Origin of the sequence: Desulfosporosinus sp. HMP52, from assembly GCF_000765145.1 — a bacterium.
Classification (GTDB): Bacteria; Bacillota; Desulfitobacteriia; order Desulfitobacteriales; family Desulfitobacteriaceae; genus Desulfosporosinus.
Genome location: NZ_JMGA01000023.1, coordinates 1 through 19410, shown reverse-complemented (window position 1 = coordinate 19410; position 19410 = coordinate 1). Strand labels below are relative to the sequence as shown.

At 41.4% G+C, this 19410-nt stretch carries 19 protein-coding genes, 1 tRNA gene and 2 pseudogenes; 3 read left to right on the top strand and 19 right to left on the bottom strand.

The window, feature by feature from the left end:
* Positions 1 to 432 precede the first annotated feature (432 nt).
* Entirely contained in the window at positions 433 to 882 is a 450-nt protein-coding gene (locus tag DP73_RS10750; RefSeq protein WP_034599439.1) for a PepSY domain-containing protein, read from the bottom strand.
* Between the two features lie 31 nt (positions 883 to 913).
* On the bottom strand, positions 914 to 1186 hold the full coding sequence (locus DP73_RS10745; protein ID WP_034599438.1) for a hypothetical protein: 273 nt from the start codon (positions 1184 to 1186) through the stop codon (positions 914 to 916).
* A gap of 404 nt (positions 1187 to 1590) precedes the next feature.
* On the opposite strand from DP73_RS10745, the gene galE reads away from it, so the two are divergent.
* Positions 1591 to 2583, top strand: a complete 993-nt coding sequence (galE, locus tag DP73_RS10740) for a UDP-glucose 4-epimerase GalE (RefSeq protein WP_034599436.1) — start codon at positions 1591 to 1593, stop codon at positions 2581 to 2583.
* Between the two features lie 178 nt (positions 2584 to 2761).
* Here galE and DP73_RS10735 read toward each other — a convergent pair whose 3' ends face one another.
* Both DP73_RS10735 and DP73_RS10730 read right to left on the bottom strand, forming a co-directional pair.
* Positions 2762 to 4282: a HAMP domain-containing sensor histidine kinase gene (locus DP73_RS10735; RefSeq protein WP_034599434.1), complete on the bottom strand. Its 1521-nt coding sequence runs from the start codon at positions 4280 to 4282 to the stop codon at positions 2762 to 2764.
* 1 nt (position 4283) lies between these two features.
* Entirely contained in the window at positions 4284 to 4964 is a 681-nt protein-coding gene (locus tag DP73_RS10730) for a response regulator transcription factor (protein ID WP_034599431.1), read from the bottom strand.
* A gap of 374 nt (positions 4965 to 5338) precedes the next feature.
* Here DP73_RS10730 and DP73_RS10725 point away from each other — a divergent pair, with 374 nt between their 5' ends.
* Positions 5339 to 5713: a hypothetical protein gene (locus tag DP73_RS10725; protein WP_034599429.1), complete on the top strand. Its 375-nt coding sequence runs from the start codon at positions 5339 to 5341 to the stop codon at positions 5711 to 5713.
* 192 nt (positions 5714 to 5905) lie between these two features.
* A pseudogene (locus DP73_RS10720) lies at positions 5906 to 6883 on the top strand (cell wall-binding repeat-containing protein); the annotation flags it as partial.
* Positions 6884 to 7054: 171 nt separating this feature from the next.
* Here DP73_RS10720 and DP73_RS10715 read toward each other — a convergent pair.
* The 15 genes and pseudogenes from DP73_RS10715 to DP73_RS23870 all read right to left on the bottom strand — a co-directional run.
* Positions 7055 to 7140 (bottom strand) — tRNA-Leu (locus DP73_RS10715).
* Between the two features lie 60 nt (positions 7141 to 7200).
* Positions 7201 to 8187: an acetyl-CoA carboxylase carboxyltransferase subunit alpha gene (locus DP73_RS10710; protein WP_034599427.1), complete on the bottom strand. Its 987-nt coding sequence runs from the start codon at positions 8185 to 8187 to the stop codon at positions 7201 to 7203.
* Positions 8171 to 9088, bottom strand: coding sequence for an acetyl-CoA carboxylase, carboxyltransferase subunit beta (gene accD / locus DP73_RS10705; RefSeq protein ID WP_034599424.1), 918 nt, complete (start codon positions 9086 to 9088; stop codon positions 8171 to 8173). The genes DP73_RS10710 and accD overlap by 17 nt, the downstream gene beginning before the upstream one ends.
* A 2-nt stretch (positions 9089 to 9090) precedes the next feature.
* Positions 9091 to 9291: a hypothetical protein gene (locus DP73_RS10700; protein ID WP_007784763.1), complete on the bottom strand. Its 201-nt coding sequence runs from the start codon at positions 9289 to 9291 to the stop codon at positions 9091 to 9093.
* A gap of 69 nt (positions 9292 to 9360) precedes the next feature.
* A complete protein-coding gene (gene coaD, locus DP73_RS10695) occupies positions 9361 to 9867 on the bottom strand; it encodes a pantetheine-phosphate adenylyltransferase (protein ID WP_034599422.1) in 507 nt (168 codons plus the stop codon).
* 74 nt (positions 9868 to 9941) lie between these two features.
* Entirely contained in the window at positions 9942 to 13454 is a 3513-nt protein-coding gene (locus DP73_RS10690; RefSeq protein WP_081963014.1) for a DNA polymerase III subunit alpha, read from the bottom strand.
* Positions 13455 to 13525: 71 nt separating this feature from the next.
* Complete coding sequence (locus DP73_RS10685) at positions 13526 to 14848, bottom strand: DRTGG domain-containing protein (RefSeq protein ID WP_034599420.1); 1323 nt, start codon at positions 14846 to 14848, stop codon at positions 13526 to 13528.
* 83 nt (positions 14849 to 14931) lie between these two features.
* The gene (locus DP73_RS10680; protein ID WP_014903680.1) at positions 14932 to 15111 is read right to left on the bottom strand and encodes a small, acid-soluble spore protein, alpha/beta type; all 180 of its coding nucleotides are present in this window, start codon (positions 15109 to 15111) and stop codon (positions 14932 to 14934) included.
* Position 15112: 1 nt separating this feature from the next.
* On the bottom strand, positions 15113 to 15253 hold the full coding sequence (locus tag DP73_RS22520) for a cleavage protein (RefSeq protein ID WP_081963013.1): 141 nt from the start codon (positions 15251 to 15253) through the stop codon (positions 15113 to 15115).
* Between the two features lie 133 nt (positions 15254 to 15386).
* On the bottom strand, positions 15387 to 16082 hold the full coding sequence (locus tag DP73_RS10675) for a metal-dependent hydrolase (protein ID WP_034599417.1): 696 nt from the start codon (positions 16080 to 16082) through the stop codon (positions 15387 to 15389).
* Positions 16083 to 16106: 24 nt separating this feature from the next.
* A complete protein-coding gene (locus DP73_RS10670; RefSeq protein ID WP_034599416.1) occupies positions 16107 to 17063 on the bottom strand; it encodes a glycosyl hydrolase family 18 protein in 957 nt (318 codons plus the stop codon).
* Between the two features lie 98 nt (positions 17064 to 17161).
* Positions 17162 to 18214 (bottom strand): MraY family glycosyltransferase, encoded by a 1053-nt coding sequence (locus tag DP73_RS10665; RefSeq protein ID WP_034599414.1) that lies wholly within the window; start codon positions 18212 to 18214, stop codon positions 17162 to 17164.
* A gap of 78 nt (positions 18215 to 18292) precedes the next feature.
* Complete coding sequence (locus DP73_RS10660) at positions 18293 to 18739, bottom strand: tRNA (cytidine(34)-2'-O)-methyltransferase (RefSeq protein ID WP_034599440.1); 447 nt, start codon at positions 18737 to 18739, stop codon at positions 18293 to 18295.
* Positions 18740 to 18779: 40 nt separating this feature from the next.
* The gene (locus DP73_RS22515; RefSeq protein ID WP_081963012.1) at positions 18780 to 18995 is read right to left on the bottom strand and encodes a zinc ribbon domain-containing protein; all 216 of its coding nucleotides are present in this window, start codon (positions 18993 to 18995) and stop codon (positions 18780 to 18782) included.
* A gap of 270 nt (positions 18996 to 19265) precedes the next feature.
* Positions 19266 to 19410 (bottom strand): annotated as a pseudogene (locus DP73_RS23870) (acetyl-CoA C-acyltransferase); the annotation flags it as partial.

Genomic DNA, 19410 nt, shown 5'->3' with positions numbered 1-19410 from the left:
TTTTTAAATTCACCTAATAAAGTTGCTTGATTAAGCTGAAATAAGAAAAATCTTTCCTTAAGTGAAGCCTTCTTTCAATAATTAATACCCATATTTTATCAAGGAACTTTAAACTCAGTACTTAACATCGGATATTACTTAGAACATACAAGCTAACAAATAAAATGCTCAAACCTTCCAACTAATCTAATGAAGGTTTGAGCATTTTATTTGTTAAAATACCACTTGGTTACTTCCCAACACGTTCTATGTATATAATTTAATTCAATGAATCTAGAACTTCCTTATAAATATTTTGTAATTGACCTCTATTTTTTAAAAATCCATCTCATTTTAGCTTCGACTCTTCGTTTTAGTGAAAGTTCTTCCCATACTAGTGATTAATGCACTTTTTTACCTAAACGCATACCATAAAATTCTGCTAGGATATCACTAGGCTTTCCTTTGCACTCTCAAAATTTTTACAGAAAGATAAATTCCCGAAATGGTTAAAACTATCATGCTTATCGCCGAAAGATCTATTAACCATTGGATATTTAAATTTCCTACTTTGCCTGCATGCAGTCCTTTTATGACTCCCATAAGACCATTTCCGCTTCCTTGTTTTCCCAAGCCTTTACTTTTTTGTGCAGTCAATTCAGATTGCATCTCCTCTTGAGAATTCAAGCTCTGATTAATAGAACTTTCATTCTGATCTAAGGTCGCTATACTGCTGCTCCCTGAGGAATTAATCTGAGAAGTTCTTTCAGCAATAGGAGCCCTTGACTGCATTCCCACCAGTGAAGGATGTGCTAGCATTAATCCGGTAACCGCCTCCATAAGAATTATTATTGAAGTGATTAACCCAATCCATAAGTGTAAATTACGCATTTTTCGAAACATAATCTCTCTCCTTAATGTTATTCATAAATCGTTAGAGACCCACTTCTACAAGTGGGTGTGCCCCACTGGATTCCGCTTCGCTGAAGGAAGTATATTCCACCTTCCCTTTGGATCCTGCCCCGCATATTACCACGGCACTGAAAACTTTTAGAAGAAGCATTGCTAACAAATAGCTAAAACCGAAAGTAATTAAGATTACCCCAGCATAATTGGCCAATTGGAGAGGTTTAACGGAGAAGGAAGTCAGTTCGTCTAGACAGAGCTTCCAGGAAAAATTCCCAACCTCCTGCTTTAGTTCTTTCATAAAGAAATGCTCCTTTTCAAAGTTCACTTAGAGTCAATGCTTGATGGATTTGTTTTACTATACCTCTCATTCCTGAATTGAGACTAAATACTACCTGAAGGTTAAATGAGCGTTTCCTGAAAGTTAGCTGAAAGAAACGATTTTCGGAGGAATTCAATAACAATTGGGGTTTTTGAAGGGCAAAAAAATAACCCCTATTCAAATTATTTAATAGGAGGACTTTCACACACATTTTGAATTTTCCTTAGGTTCCTTGATTCATTATGAGATGCTATAATATTGGTAATCTTAAGCAATATTTCCTCTAGAAGTCAATTGCGTATTAGATGGTGATCTATACTTAACCAAAACTCAATTATCTACTTTGCTTTATATCCTTCAAGTTTAGGAAAAGAGGAGATTTCATGCAATCTATTCTCGTATCCGGTGGGGCGGGCTATATCGGCAGTCTTACTGTCAAAACGCTTTTAGAGCAGGGCTACAAACCCGTTGTTCTCGATAATCTTGTGACTGGGCATCAGCAATCCGTTTTAGATAATGTTCCCTTTTTTCAGGGCGACATTGCCGATCCACATCTCGTTCAAAGGATTATCGAACAAGAACAAATAAATGCTGTTATTCATTTTGCGGCGAGGAGCCTAGTGGGAGAATCCGCGGAAAAACCTGATCTTTATTTCGAAGAAAATACTGCTAAGACCAACCGTTTTGTAAGTACACTCCTCAAGTCAGGGGTAAAGCGCATAATCTTCTCCTCCACGGCAGCAACTTATGGTATTCCTGAAGAAATACCCATTCCCGAAAGTGCACCTACAATTCCCATCAACCCCTACGGCCAATCTAAACTTATGATTGAACAATCCTTTTCTTGGCTTGAGAAAGCCTATGGCCTCCAATGGATTGCTCTGCGCTATTTCAATGCTGCCGGTGCAGCACTTGATGGTTCCTTAGGAGAGGATCATCTACCGGAAACACACCTAATTCCGCTGATATTAAAGACAGCATTAGGGCAACGTAAAGAAATACATATCTTTGGCACGGATTATTCAACTCCCGATGGTACGTGCATTCGCGATTATATTCATGTTCTGGATCTGGCAAAGGCACATGTATTAGCATTGGAAGCTCTGGGAACAGGGATTGAAAGCGGAGCTTATAATGTTGGAACAGGTTCCGGCTTTAGTGTTAGAGAGGTTATCGAAACCGCTCGCCAAGTCACGGGTCGAAAAATTCCTGTGGTTGAATCTCCACGTCGACCAGGTGATCCGGATAGACTTGTAGCAAAAGTAGATAAGATTAAAGACCTTTTGGGCTGGAACCCACAGTATAGCTCTTTAGAACAAATCATTGAGAGCGCCTGGGCTTGGCACCTGAGCCATCCTAATGGTTATGACCAATAAGCGGTTCGTTTTTCTTCTCATAATATCCAGCTAAAAAGTTCCATGAAAATAAGACAGGTAGCTATTCTTCCTGTGCTTATTTTCATGGAACTCTTTTTGATATTTCCTTAATTATTGTTAACAAAGTGTTTTTTGCATTCATAAACAAAAAGAAGCAAAGGTTTAGTCAAAAAGCGGGTTATTCTTGACAAAACTGCGGGAACCATACATAAAACACTGTTCCTTCTTCCGCCAAACTTTCTACTCTAATGGTTCCACCGTGATGCTCTACAAGAGATTTTGTTATGGCCAGACCTAATCCGGCTCCCCCATACTTTCGAGTTCTGGAGGAATCACTCCGATAAAAACGATCAAATAATTTTGGTAAATGTTCCGCAGGAATACCTGAACCATTATCTCTAACTGTTAACTCCACACCACCTGAAACCATCTCCAAAGAAATCTGGATATCCCCTTTTTCAGGATCAGTATGCTGTACAGCATTATGGAAAAGATTTAGAATGACTTGTTTCATCTTGTCTTCATCAAAGCAACATTTTAAATTGGAAGCAAGCCTCAAAGTAACTTTTCGATTCCCCGCTAATAACCTTAGCTGGGGTGCCATTCCCTTAATGGTTTCGTCCAACTCCCCTTCAGCCAGCTGGATATTTGGCGAACGATCCAATTTAGCTAGAAGCAGCAAATCCTGAACTAATTTTGTCATCCGTTCAGATTCAGCATACATGCTGGTTAAGGATCTATGCAATTTATCAGGCTGGTTCATAGCACCTCGGAGCAGAACCTCTAAAAAGCCATGAATTGACGTCAAAGGCGTACGAAGCTCATGAGATGCATCAGCAACAAAACGCCGCATTTGTTCTTTAGCCTCTTTTTCCGCTTCAAAAGAAGTTTCAAGCCTTTCAAGCATTCCATTAAATGAATCTGCCAAGCGGTCAATTTCTTCTTGCCCTTGGTCAATAGGTAACCTTTCTGCAAGATTCCCGGCATCGATTTGTTCCACAGTATCTACCATTTTAGACAATGGAACCAAGGTTTTTCTTAATACAGGGATGAATGCTAACATACCTCCGATCAAAGCAAGCAAAGAAATCAGTAAAAATGTCAGCAATTGCCGAGTTAAAATATCCCTTAAAGGTTTAGTATTTATACTTACCTGAACCACTCCAACCAATTGATCCCTCGATCTGATTGGCTGAAGAACAATCAATTGTTCATGCCCTGAGGCTTGATCGACAATCTTATAATTTAGGTTAGGTTTTGAACGTAAGGCATCTTCATAATCTTTTTCATCAAGTTTAGTGGGGAGTACACTATCTGCTGAAGAATCTGAGAAAATCGAAAAATTCCCCTTCATATCATAGAAAGCAATGGTAGAGTCCTGCAAGAGGAAAAAAGGAGCCTTATTATGACCTTTACCGGGAGGTTTATCCCCCAATTCATCTCGGGCTTTAATATCCGGGATTACTGCGGGTTTTTCATTGACATAGTCTCCCGCTATCCTTTCCCAAACATCCGGGTGAATGGATAATACCTGGTTTTGGACACTGATTACTTTATTTTGATAAATAAATCCTCGCATGAAGATATATTGGGATATCCCTATGATCAGCAATAATCCAGCCATAAGCAATAACGAACGTGATAAAAGTTGAAAACGAAGGGAGTTGGTTTTAGTCATAAATTTTATTATGGATTTCATTTTACAGATCTACCCGATATCCTGCCCCGCGCAGAGTTCGAATTAGACGATGCTCTTTATCGTTTAATTTTTCTCGCAAGGATCGAATATACACCTCAACAATATTTTCATCCCCTCCGAAGTCATAACCCCATACTTTGTCTAATATTTTCGCTTTGCTTAAAACTAAACCATGATTCAGCACTAAAAATTTCAGCAACTCATACTCCGTGGTGGAGAGTTCGAGAACCCTTTGCTCATGCAAGATTTCTTTTCGCCTATCATCAATACGAAAAGCGCCTAGCTCAACCTCACCAAGAAGATTGGGGAATTGATTCCGTATTCTAGCCTGAATGCGGGCCAGTAATTCCTCAAAACTAAAGGGCTTCATCATATAGTCATCAGCCCCGAGGGTCAGTCCTTTTACTCGGTCATCCACTTCATCCTTGGCGGTCAGCATAATAATGGCCACATTTTCCGTCTTTTTCAGCATTCGACATACTTCAAAACCATCCATGCCAGGCATCATAACATCAAGAATTATGATATGCGGCTGAAATTGCTTGGCAATCGTTACGGCTGTCATACCATCTTGAGCTGTTTGAACCTCAAATCCCTCCTCTTGAAGTCCCATCTCCAAAAACTGTAAAATGTTCGGTTCATCATCGACCAATAATAGTTTAATTCCCTTTAATTTCTTCATGCTAGTAAGCTCCTTTACAACAGGTAAAGATCATTAATGGTTTTGACAATATATAAAGTATTACTTAGTGGTGATCTTAAGCCTAATTATGCAATAGGAGGTTGAATTCAACCTGAGGGAAAGCTGAAAGTTTCCTGAATCCTACTGACAAATTCATCTTAAGTCAATTATGCTAATTCTTGTTACCATAATAGTATAGTCTACTTAATAGGAATATCAAACCCACCTCAAATACGACTAGGACAGTCTTGTCTTTAAAGGTAAACGGGACTGATTATCCAATTTTAAATAAGAACTTTCATAATAAACTATAAGTTCATTTTTAACACTTTATCGTTGTATAATAGGCGTAAAAATTCTTCGAGGTGTTAAAAATGTGCCTAAAATCTGATGATAAAGCAAAGATGATTAAAACATGCCAGGCAATATTAGAATTATGTGACAAACCTTTTGTCTGGGAAGAAGAAGGTACTTATAAATATGGGAATTATAAAAAGCCTTTTAATCTTGTTCTCCCACATCAACAAATAGATCTTGAACTACATAATTTATTAGAAAAATTCTCAGGCTCCAGCTATTTGTACGATCAGATTAATGCCACGTGTAATCTTGATGAGGAATGGGTTGAGTCTGGGACTTACGGCTTAGACAGAGACTTTAGCTGTGTCTTTAGAAAATATTCCTTAAAACCAGAGTATGTTGAGCAAGTAAAGATCTACTTTAGTGAACGACTTGGGGAATTGCAGTAGCTCGGCTAGCATCATTTAACAAGAACATGGAAAATTCTTCGTTAACACTTTGTCATATCTTCGTGCTATAATTCAGCTTGCTCCGCATTGCTGCTATACATTTTGGCATTGAGGTCAATTGATGTCCTTGGTAAGGATGGAGATTTATTTTCTAATGTGATAAAAGGGTTCCAAAATGAGAGGAGAGTATTCATGAAAAAGATCAGCAAAATTTTAGCATCTTTAGTTATTTCCGGTTTGGCACTCTCAATGGTTCCTTTCAATGCATTTGCAATTGGCATATTACCAACTCGGCTTGCTGGAACTACCGCTGAACAAACAGCAGTACAAATTGCCGATCGAACTGGCTGGACAGGCAAAGCCATCCTTGCTTCTTCTACCTCTTACGGCATGATCGATGCTCTAACAGCTGGTCCTCTAGCCTCCTATTTGGAAGCTCCTATTCTCCTGACTGGTACTGAAAATTCCCTTAACCCCGCTACCAAGGAAGAACTAACAAAGCTCTCTGTAAAGACTGTTTACGTGACAAGCGGCACAGCTGTGATCAAACAAAGTGTAATTGATGAAATCAAGGGTATGGGCATCACTGTTGTTCCCCTCGGTGGAAAAGATAAATACGAAACATCCGTTAACATTGCCAAACAATTGACAAGTGTTACTAAAATTTGTATCGCTAATGGTTTGCAAGATGCACTCTCAATTGCTTCAATAGCTTCTGCTAGAAATCAAGCAATTCTTTTAACTGACAGAGATGCACTTCCAGCAGTTGTATCTTCCTATTTAGCTGAAAACCCAAATATTATATCAGTTGATATCATCGGAGGTACAGGTATTATTAGTGATGCTGTTGGTTCAGTATTTAGTCATTACCCAGATCCAGCCCGACATGCAGGGTTCACAGCCTACGATACGAACAAACAAGTAATCCAAGACTTTGCACGGTCAATCTCTTTTGACAATGTCTTTATAGCAAATGGTGAAACTGGTATTGATGCTCTGGCAGGTGCTCCTTTAGCAGCCCAAACAAGTTCACCAATAGTTCTAACAGATGGAAAAAGAGCTCCGGCCAATGATTTCGTACTAAGCAAGTCATATGCTTACACTGTTCGTACTGCTCTTGGTGGAGAAGCTGTTGTTCCTGAGGCTATACGTAGTGCAGTCCCAGCAGGAAACTAGAACGATATAATAAACAACACTTTTTGCTAGGGGCATACACACTCCTAGCAATTTTTTTAGGTAAGAGTGGTTCATTTGTGGTAATACAACGATCTATAAAGCAAAAAGAGCTGGTAATTTCTTACCAGCTCTGTAAACCCTTGATATAACTGTGTTTCATTAAAGTGGTGGGCGAGGGGGGACTTGAACCCCCACATACTCACATATATCGGATTTTGAGACCGACGCGTCTGCCATTCCGCCACTCGCCCACTATGAATTTTGTCACACAAATCGTGGCGACTTAGATATAATAACACTAAACCATAGACTTAGTCAAGCTTTTTTGTTAAATTTATCTCAGCAGATTCTCGAAACATTCCAATCTTCCTTAACTTCTGATAGCGTGTTTCACGAAGTACTTCCGGACTTTCCGAACGTAGCCTAACCAGATACTTGGAAATCACTTCTGACAATTCATCAGCTGTTTGGTGAAGATTATTATGGGCTCCCCCTTGAGGCTCCCGAACTAATTCATCAGCAACTCCTAATCTTAACAGATCCTTAGCCGTGAATTTCAAAGCTGCGGCAGCTTCCTTCGCCTTTGTTGTATCTTTCCAGAGTATTGAGGCACAGCTTTCCGGAGCAATAACAGAATAAAAGGAGTTCTCAAGCATTAAAAGCACATTGCAAACTCCCAGAGCGAGTGCTCCGCCACTTCCACCTTCACCAATAACCGTACTGATCACAGGCACATGATACCCTGACATTGCCAGCAAGCATCGGGCAATAGCTTCTCCCTGCCCACGTTCTTCAGCACCCAAATCACAGGCAGCTCCAGGTGTATCTATAAAGGTTAAAATTGGGCGCCCAAACTTTTCGGCTTGATCCATCAGACGTATCGCTTTGCGATACCCCTCAGGATGTGGCATCCCGAAATTACGCTTAATATTTTCCTTGGTATCCTTACCCTTCACTTGAGCAACCACTGTCACAGGAACCCCATGAAAAAGTGCAATTCCCCCCGCAATTGAATGATCATCAGCAAACAGACGATCCCCTTTAAGCTCTATGAAATCTTCAAACAGCAAGGGGGCATAGTCATAGAAATTCGGCCGCTCGGAATGTCTGGCTATTTGCACTTTTTGCCAAGGCTCCAGGTTCCCGTAGATTTCCTTCTTTAATAGAAGAACTTTTTTCTCTAGGGTGTCCACTTCCTGGGAAAGGTCAATTCCCTTATCTGCAGAAAACTTCTGGAGCTCAGAAATTCTATGTTCTAATTCCGCTATAGGTTTTTCAAATTCAAATAGTTGAGCCATATTCAGCTCCTTCCTGATGGTACCGCAGTAAACGTGCTAACTCCGGACGCATCTGAGTGCGGGCCACGATAAGATCAATTAAACCATGTTCCTGGTTAAACTCGGCGGTCTGCGCCCCGGTGGGGAGCTCCTGCCTCATGGTTTGTTTGATGATACGTGGTCCTGTAAATCCAATCAAAGCATTAGGTTCTGAAATAATAATATCTCCTAATGAAGCATAGCTGGCTGTCACTCCACCAAAGGTAGGATCCGTAAGAACGGAAATATATAATAAATGGTTCTCCGCTAACTTTCCTAAAGCTGCACTCGTCTTGGCCATCTGATATAGAGAAAGAATTCCTTCTTGCATCCGAGCGCCTCCTGACGTAGAAAAAATAACCACCGGTAATCTCAATTCAATGGCGCGTTCAATAGCCCGAGCAATTTTTTCTCCAACGACAGAACCCATGCTGCCCATCATAAAACCCGCTTCATTAATAGCCACTACAAAGGGTATACCCTCAATTCGAGCACGCCCAGTAACTACTCCTTCTAAGACACCGGATTTTTGCTGTGCCTCTAAAAGTTTTTCTTCATATCCGGGAAACTCTAATGAGTCCATGGTGTTTAATTCGGAATCCCACTCTTCAAAGCTATTTTCATCGACTAATAATGCAAGACGCCCTTGAGCAGAAATTCTAAAATGGTGTTCGCAGGTTGTGCATACTCGTCCGTTTTCATCTAGATTCTTATTGAAGAGGACTTCCCCACACTTGGGGCATTTAACCCAAAGGCCGTCAGGAAGTTCTTTCTTACTAACAATTGCAGCCTCTTCCTGCCGAGGTACCTCAGAACTTCGATTTTGCTTCTGATTAGAATTGATAGTAACATATTTAGTCTTCCTGAATATATCTTTAAACATAGTTAGCTCCCCATAGCGCCAGTTATAATTTCATGGGCCTCTTCTGCTTCAGATTCTGGGACAAGAATTTCGACTGAAGCATGCTCACCCAGGTGTGCTGATCCGATTGGACGAAGCTGGACAAGCATACCTTCGTCTGTGAGGATTTTTTTATACTTCTCGGCAATTAATTTATTGGGAGCAATATAAATAACAGTCCACATTTTTTTCAAATCCCCCTTTTTAAATCGATTTATGATACCACAGCCCTAGTAAATGTGCAACAAAGGGGTTTAATCCTCCTTCTTAGAGTTTGCCGCCAAACTGGCATACTTGGCAATCAGCGCCTTTTCTACATGCAAAGGTACAAAGTCAGAGACTCCGGCATGTAATTTGGCAGCCCACTTGATTGCACTAGAACTGATAAATGAGTTTTCACTTTGGGTCATTAGAAATATGGTTTCAATGTCCGGGGCAATCTTTTTGTTCATTAAGGCCAGTTGAAATTCATATTCAAAATCGGATAAGGCGCGTAATCCTCTGATTATAGCAATGGCTCCACATTGGCGGGCAAACTCAACTGTTAACCCTTCAAAAACCCGAACATTTACATTAGGCATGTCTTTGGTTGCTTCAATAAGCAACTCCATTCTCTCTTCAGGCAGAAATAATGGAGTCTTATTACTATCTGAAGCGATGGCAATAATTAGACCGTCAAATAACTCTTTCGCTCGATCTAATATATCGAGATGACCTTTAGTCACCGGATCAAATGTTCCGGGATATATAGCAATTCTCACTTTTACACCTTCTTAATTTGGATGTTTTGTTGGTTTTCGCCTTAAAGACTTAGATTCCTGCAAGAGAGTAACCATTAAGCAAAATTTTTAGCTTGTCTCCAAACCACATTGCACTTGTCCATCACTTCACAAAGTTCTTTTGTTAACTCATCCCTATCGTCAACCCAAAAACTCTGTTTCCCTTCAAGTACTTTTTTGCTATCCTCAAAATAGAAGTAGACGGGTTGACTCCCTGGAAAACGTTGTAAAACACTTAACACTGTTTCCATTAAGTCACTGTTTTGATTTGAAAACCTCAGATAAAGACGTTTAGGTTTTTCTGAGACTTGAGCTACTGCCGCTAATTCTTGCTTAGGAGCCTGAACTGAGCTGGGTTTCAAGTCTTCTAATTTCGTAATTTTCTCAGCGAAAATCTTTTTTTCTTCATCCCTGATGTTGTACCGTCCCACTACAACAACTACATCATCATTACTAATAGAGGGAGCTTGAGCATACACCCTAGGAAACACTAAAACCTCAATTCCGCTCGTCAGATCTTCCAAAACGAAACTGCCCATCATTTCCCCCTTTTTCGTAATGTTCTGACGAAACCCGGTTACCAATCCTCCCAGGGCCACCTTCTTCTCTTCCTCCCCCTCCAAACAAGTCAAAATATCCGAAGACATATAATCTTTCAGCAACGGCAAGACAGATGACAGAGGATGTCCACTTAAATATAGGCCCAGATACTCCTTCTCCATGTCTAAAATCTCCCGTTCCTTGAAGTCGGGAATCTGAGGTAAAACAGTCCCTTCATCCATGTCTTCATCTAAATCAAAAAGAGAAAATTGCCCTGAAAGCCGATCTTTCTGTCGTCGAGAAGTTGTCTCTAATACTTGATCTATAACGGCCAGAGCCTGCGCCCGTGTACAAATTGATCCAAAGGCACCTGAGCGAACTAAGCTCTCCATAACTCGGCGATTCAAAACCTTTTGGTCAACACGCAGGCAAAAATCATCCAGAGATTTGAACTCCCCCTCTTGCCTTGCTTCTAAAATCTTTTCTACAACGTTGACACCAACATTACGAATGGCCCCTAAACCAAAGCGAATCGCTTGTTCTTCTATCGAAAATCCTACCTGGCTATATTGAACATCAGGAGGAAGTACCTGTATTCCGCTGCTGCGAGCATCTTGAATGTAAAAGGATATTTTATCTGAAGAACCCATCACAGTGCTTAAGAGCGCTGCCATGAATTCTAAAGGATAATTAGCTTTTAAATAAGCTGTTTGATAGGAAATAACAGCATATGCTGTAGCGTGCCCTTTATTAAAGCCGTATTCCGCAAATTTCGCCATTAAGTCAAATATTTCTTCGGCATCTTCCAGGGTCAAGCCCAATCTCAAAGCTCCCGGAATGATCCATTCTCCACTGCTATCCTGCAAGCCGTAGATAAAGTTCTGCCGCTCTTCTGCCATGATTTCTTTTTTCTTTTTACCCATTGCTCGGCGGAGCAGATCAGCTCTTCCCAGAGAGTACCCTCCTAGATCTCGAGCAATCTGCATAACTTGTTCTTGATAGACGATAATACCATAAGTCGATTTAAGAATCGGCTCCAATTTTGGATGCAGATAAGTAATGTTCCCCCCACGTTTCCTGCGGATAAATTCCGGGATCTGTTCCATGGGACCAGGACGATATAAAGCTACGACGGCAATAATATCCTCGAAGCAGGTTGGTTTAAGATCTTTTAAAATGGCTCGCATTCCACCGCTCTCCAGCTGGAAAATCCCGGTGCTGTTTCCAGAAGCCAATAACTCATAAGTTTTTGAATCATCCAGGGCTAAAGTTACTAAATCTAGCTTTAAACCATGGGTTTCTTCAATACGTCGGACAGCCTCTTGCAAAATCGTTAGATTTCTCAAGCCCAAAAAGTCCATTTTTAGAAGGCCGATTTCCTCGACGGCTTTCATGGGAAACTGAGTCATGACAAAATCTTCAGAGGTTCTCTGGAGGGGTAAATAATTTGTTAGTGGGTCTTTTGCGATCACCACTCCTGCCGCATGGGTAGAAGCGTGACGCGTCATTCCTTCAAGTGATTTGGCAAGAGTATAGAGTCTTTTGATTTCTTCATCCTCATCCACCATTCGCGCCAAATCCGGGGACACCTCTAAAGCTTTTTCCAGGGTCATTCCAAGATCCGAAGGTATTGCTTTAGCAACTTTATCCACTCGAAATAAGGGGATAGCCAAAACTCGTCCCCCATCTCGGATAGCCGCCTTAGCACCCATTGTCCCGAAGGTGATAATCTGGCAAACCTTATCAGAGCCATATTTTTCTGTGACATAACGAATGACACGCTCTCGACCCTCCGGGTCAAAATCTATATCTATATCCGGCATAGAAATACGTTCAGGATTCAAGAAACGCTCGAAAAGGAGATCAAAGCGCAAGGGCTCGACTGAAGTTATGCCTAACAGATAAGCCACCATACTAGCCGCCGCTGATCCTCTTCCCGGACCTACCACCACTCCGTTCTCCCGGGCAAATCGACAAAAATCAGCCACAATTAAGAAATACCCTGAAAAACCCGTCTGGAAAATGACCTTTAGTTCGTAATCTAACCTCTGACATTCTAATTCAGTCATTTGAGGGTAAAATCGCGGAAAAGCCCTACGGCATTCTGCCTCCAAATAATTGTCTAAAGTATACCCTGGGGGAACCTCAAACACCGGTAAATAATTCTCTCCAAACTGAAAATTCATCTGACAACGTTCAGCGATCATGGATGTGTTGCTCAAAAGTTCCGGATGTTCCCCAAAGAGCAGAGACATCTCCTGCTCAGATTTCAGAAAAAAATCCTGACTGGAAAAACGCAGGCGGGCTGTATCCTCTAAAGTTTTTCCGGTCTGGATACAGAGCAAAGCGTCTTGAACGAAAGCATCTTCACGATTAACATAATGCACATCATTGGTAGCCACCATTGGAATTCCTGTACTGTCGTGAACCTTCCACATTCCTTGATTAACTTTGCGCTGCTCTTCTAAGCCATGATCTTGCAATTCCAGAAAAAAATTACCTTTTCCAAATATCTCCTCATACTCACGAGCGCTATTGATTGCCATTTCCAGTTGGTCATGCACTAAATAATCGGAAATTTCTCCAGCTAAGCAAGCACTAAGTGCGATTATTCCCTGAGCATGTTTGCGAAGAATTTCTTTATCTACCCTAGGCTTATAATAAAAACCTTCAATATGAGCCATAGAAACTAATTTTATTAAGTTTCGATACCCTTGCTCAGTTTCAGCTAACAAGACTAAGTGATAATTTGAGTCATCCTTCCCCTGTACTTTATCCGTTCGTTTATTAGGTGCGACGTAAACCTCACAGCCAATAATCGGTTTAATTCCCGCTTGTTTACAAGCCTTATAAAAGTCAATAACTCCATACATAACTCCATGATCAGTGATAGCCAAAGCCGACATTTTCAGTTCCACGGCACGCTGAACTAAATTTTTAATTCGTGCCGCCCCGTCTAGCAGGCTAAATTCTGTATGATTATGCAAGTGTACAAAGCCATGCATATTATGAGCTACTTGAGCCCTCATAAGGATCCCACCTACCTTCCTTAGAAAGCCCCCTCAATCCAGTGGACGAGGGGGCTTTAGCCACATCAATACTAATGGGCCGTATCACTCACCAATTTTTTGTCCCCAATCCTAGCGGTCATTAATCCTTTGGCCACTAAATCATTATTAGCCATCACTTCGACTTCAATATTACAGTGCTTTTTAGCAACTAATAACAGCTTAGCTGTAACCACAATTTCTGTACCAACTGCAATGGGCTGTAATTGATAAAGAGTAAAATTCTCGGTAATTGCATTAAGTCGATACTTCTTACGCAGGGAAATATAGCCTGCCATATTCATAACTGTCACAATAACTCCACAACTGGCAGATCCGTAATCGTCACTCATAGCGTTAGTGATCTCTCCTTCAATTGTGAGATGCTCTGCATCATCGACAAATCGGAACCCACTTAACACAAGATTGTCTACAGTTTCACCAAACTGTGGTTGTTTTTGCACCTGCTGATAAGCTTCAATCACATCTTGGAGACTAATGATGCCAATCAATTTCCCCTGATCCGCAACAACGGCAATTTCCCATCCTTCCCAAACCATAATTCGTGAGATATGGGTTACAGGGTCATCTCGTCCGACTAGAAATGGATTTGCATTCATTACGTCTTTAATTGGTGTCTTAAGATCTGCTCCGGCAACATCCACGGCGGATACAATCCCTACCAGAGTCATATCCTTATCAACCACCGGAAAACGACTGTGATCAGTAGTTTGGGACAACTTTCTCCAATCATCAACCGTCGCATCGATTGTAAGAAAACTGACATCCTCAACCATAATATCTTCTACTAAAATAAGTTCTTTTTGAATCAATCGATCATAGAGTGCACGATTAATCATTGAGGTGACTGCAAAAGTATCATAGGGAGACTGAATAATCACTAACTCATTCTTGCGTGCTAATTCTACAACTTCTTCATCCGGTTCCAATCCTCCGGTTATTAAAAGTGACGAATGGTTATTTAAAGCAAATATCTGGGCGTCTCTTCGATTTCCAACAATACACAATGCCCCAGCTTCTAAGTAACGTGCCATAGTATTTAATTCCATCGCAGCAATAACAAACTTATTGGGGGAGCGATCAAGATGGGTGAAACCACAAACTACGACTCCTTCAGCAATCTGTGAAACTTCACGCAATGTCAGGTCCTCGATTTGTCTCTCCTTCAGCCCTTCAATTCGAATGGTTCCAACCTTTGGAATCGAACGAACAAATCCTTTTCCTTCAGCCTCTTTTATAGCCCGATAAGCCGTTCCTTCACTTACGTCCAGTTCTTTGGCAATAAACCGTACGGAAACCTTACTACCAATTGCCAGATCTTCAATAAAGGTTAAAATTTGTTGATGCTTTGTCAACTATTAACGCTCCCCACTATTTACTATATCGGACTATAATTATATCACATGAATTAGCATTCACCTATGTCTTCTACTATCTACTAACTATCTTTTCGACGTCTCTGAGTCATCAATCCTCCGATACGCCCTGCATCTTTGGCACTTAAAGAATGCCAGCCTTTATTATGGATCTGGTCAAGTAATCCTAATTCAGCCGCGATCTCCATTTTTAGCGGTTCTAAAGGATCTATTCTCTTTACTTTCGGCTTCTTGGCCTTCATATTAGATCCTCCCCCTGCTCATAATGTTAAAATCTTCTTCGTAGTGAGGGCAGTTTGGACCACGTTCACCTAAAATATGTTCCAACCGACAGCGACCATTGATCCCATAAAGGCAACGAATCGTACATAATTTTCTTGTCATTACTTTTTCATCTCCTTAACTTTAAAAACTCTCCTCACTCTCTAAGTTTGACCATTTCTCGACAAAAATATCCCACTTGAAAATCAAGTGGGATTAAAATCGACCTCTTTTTAAACTTCGAATAAAACTCTGGTTAAACTTCGTATAAATCTCCTGGCTTAAGGGCCTTACCTTGACTTTCCGGCACTCTACGCTGTAGTAGATGCAAGAATTCTCCAACATCTTGAGCAATCACAGGAAAAGTATTATAGTGCATGGGGATTACAACTTTAGGGCGCAATAATTGGGATGCATGTACTGCTTCTTCAACACCCATAACAAAATTGTCTCCGATTGGCAGCATAGCAACCTCGATAGGATAGCGTCGGCCGATAAGTTCCATATCTCCGAACAGTCCTGTATCCCCAGCATAGTAAAGCCATTTTCCTTCCATCTGAATCAAAAACCCACAAGCTAGGCCCCCGTAAATCATTTCTCCGTCTGGACTTATTATCCCGGATCCATGCAAAGCTTGGGTTAATTTAACCAAACCGAAGGGAAACTGATGCTTTCCTCCAATATGCATCGCATGTGTCTTGGCCCCTTGACTCTTACAATAATGGGCTAGCTCGAAAACACAGATGATTGGCGCACCGGTTTGTTTAGACAATTCTATTGCATCCCCTAAATGATCATCATGCCCATGGGTTACTAATATTCCATCTAAATGTGTAAAGTCTTCAGGTTTAACTGTAGCGCAGGGATTACCGCTCAAGAAAGGATCAATAAGAATTCGCCCTTCGTCTCCTTCAATCTCGAAGCAGGCATGTCCATGGAAATGAAGTCGCATACTTGAAAAAACCTCCTATTTTATTTAACGATTTACGTACTCTTGAAGCACTTCCCAAAAACGGGGATAGCTTAGGTTCATCTCCCAAAGGGCAACACCGCGGATTCCCTTCTGAGTTGCTAATTCTAACTTATCTCTCAAGCTCCTTGGGTCTTCAAAATATACAGTATGACGAACCCCTCTAGTCTCATAGCGGAAGTAGGTACTATGCTGCCTTGCATTCCACTGCAACGGAGCACCATATCTTCTGGCCAGCTCAGTTGCACGTTGATAGCCAATGACCTTCCCCGTCCCTCCCTCAGGCCAATCATAACCATAGAGGGGAATTCCCATATAGATTTTATCTCGGGGAATGTTAGCTATTGCATAATCTAAAACCTGAGTTACCCAAGGAATAGAGGCAACGGATCCCGGTTCACTTTGTGACCAATGTTCCTCATAGGTCATCAATATTACCTCATCTACAGCTTGCCCAATAGGCCGATAATCAAACGAACCTCTCCATGCATTTTGAGGATCATCGGAAACCTTGGCAGGAACATCTATCGAGACCAGGAAATTTCCGGCTCTAAACATAGCAGACCAGTTTTGAATGAACCTGGTAAACAGTGCTCGGTCAGACGGTGCAGCTTTTTCCAAATCAAGATTAATTCCGTCAAATTGATACTCAACCAAAATATCTCGTATGTTCCTCCAGACTTGATTAGCGAAATCTTGATCCCTAATTAACCGAGCCATTAACTCCGTAGAAAACTGTCCTTGACGCGTTAAATTGCTAACTACCAAGAATACTTTGATACCCATACCATGAGCCTCATTAATAAGACTTCGGCTTGGCCGCCCGAGAATCGTTCCATTATTCTGAATTGAAACCTCAAAGATTGCCAATTCCTGTATAGTTCTGCCATAACGTTTGAGATAAGGATAACCTTTGGTTTGCTCCGTCAAGCCATTATAAAAGGCAAATACATTTAATGGCATACTTATACCCCCTTTCCGACCATCATATGCATAGAAGGAAAAAGAAGTGTAGCAGCCTTATGCAGAAAAAAGCATTTTAGCCGTTTATCCTGAAGTTATTATTTAGATTGGCGTCGACTAAGTCCTATAAGCTTATCTGTACGACGCATAAGAATTGTAACTAGTAAAGCAAAGACAACCAAAAGCACTACAATAGCACCAATCCATTGACCTTTCGCACCAAGTACAGCTGCCATTCCAAAGCATGCACTAATCCCATACATTAAAAAAACAGCGTGCCTTTGGGTAAACCCCGCGTCCAGCAAACGGTGGTGCAAATGCCCTCGATCCGCCATAGCAATAGACTGCCCCCGTAGTTTACGTCGAATTATGGCAAAAGTTAAGTCAGTGACCGGCATACCTAAAATTAAAAGGGGGAAAACCAAGCCCAAAATTGTTGCCGTTTTAAGCAGACCCATGATAGAGATCCCACCAATGATGTACCCCAAAAACATACTACCGGAATCCCCCATGAAGACCCGGGCCGGAGGGAAGTTGAAAAACAGGAACCCCAGCAGGGCACCGGCTAAAGCCAAGGTAAGATTAGCTGCCGGAAAGGATTGGATTCTGTCTGCTGACCAAAATAATAAAATAGCGACAATAAAACAAATACCCCCGGCTAGTCCATCCAAGCCATCTGAGACATTAACAGTATTCACCAAACCAACAACCCAAAAGATCATTAACGCCAAACCCACAACACTTAAGCCCAGCTTATCAAAGTCAAGGGGTTCTTGGAGGAAGGGAAGAGATATGGAATTCATGGAAAAATCAAAGAAGAGAAGTACTGCCGCTGCCGTGATTTGCCAATAAAGCTTATATAAGGGTCGAATTTCGCGGATGTCATCCCAAATACCTACAGCCACAATAATACTGCTTCCAATGAATAGACCCCAAATATTTTTATCCCACACTTGTGTATAAAAAGCCGCAAGCCAAAATGCAGCATAGATAGCTAAGCCCCCAAGACGGGGAATCGGTCGCCGATGGATATGCCGGCCACCCGGATAGGCAATAGCCCCCCAATATTTTGCTAGTCTCATAGAAACCGGTGTAGCGATTACTGCAATCACTAAGGCCATAAGAAATGTCAGCCCATACCCATTCATCATGATTGATCCTCTACCGCCTTTACTTCACACTTATTCTCTTTATGCTTGGGTACCAATACCTATTAAATCACTAATCTCTTAGACCAAATCTGGAAATCCCCATTGGCGTAACACTTCGTAAACAACAACCGCAACAGAATTCGAGAGGTTTAACGACCGGGCATCTGAACGCATTGGTAATCGTATCTTTGTATCGGGATAGCGATCAAGAATTTCAGGAGCTAACCCTTTAGTTTCCTTACCAAAGAGCAGGTAACCGCCCAATTCATAGGAAATGTCTGTATAAGACCTAGAACCTTTTGTCGTGGCTAAGTAACGAGGACCTACAGGGTTCTTCTCCTCAAACTCTGCAAAATTTTCATAAATATAAATATCCAGCAGGTGCCAGTAATCTAAACCGGCACGTTTAAGATGTTTGTCATCAATGCTAAAACCTAAAGGTTTTACTAAATGTAGAGCAGCTCCGGTAGCAGCACATAGTCGGGCCACATTTCCGGTGTTGGGTGGAATTTCTGGTTCAACCATAACTATATTAAGTCGCTTGTTCAAAAAGACTGTTCCCCTTTCAATGACATCCGGCACAGTTACCACTACAACTCGAAGGACAACTGCCCTTCCCGCCACCACCGGGTATCCCCAGGCTGGCGAAACCTGAAATATTCTTCAGAAGTCCTGTGGTTCCACATGCACAGCAGGATAAATGTTCTCCGCTTTCACCCATTTTGCATAATTCTGTGATAACTCCACCACAACTCGGACATTTAAATTCATACATTGGCATATATTGACCCCTCTTAACAATTTATCCGATGACTACCAGCCGTAAGACTCCCATCTTCTATAAGTACGAAAGCATCCAGCGGATGCTTTCGCCGAACCGCAAACTACACAGAACAACTTTAGCGGTGAGGATGAGATAACGGCTGCTACGTCCCTGGATAAGTTCTTCTAAGCTTCAGCTGGAGTAAGTATTCCTCTTAGGCAAACTCCATCTGAAGCTAAGAATCACTTAATCAACTCAGGGGATTTTTATAGAATACTTACTTAACCCTTATACTCTTTCCAAGATAGTGGCAATTCCTTGCCCACCACCAATACAAGCTGTAATTAGTCCAAATTGAACGTCCCTACGATTCATCTCATATACCATTTTGGTTGTTAGTATTGCGCCGGTAGCTGCAATCGGGTGACCATGG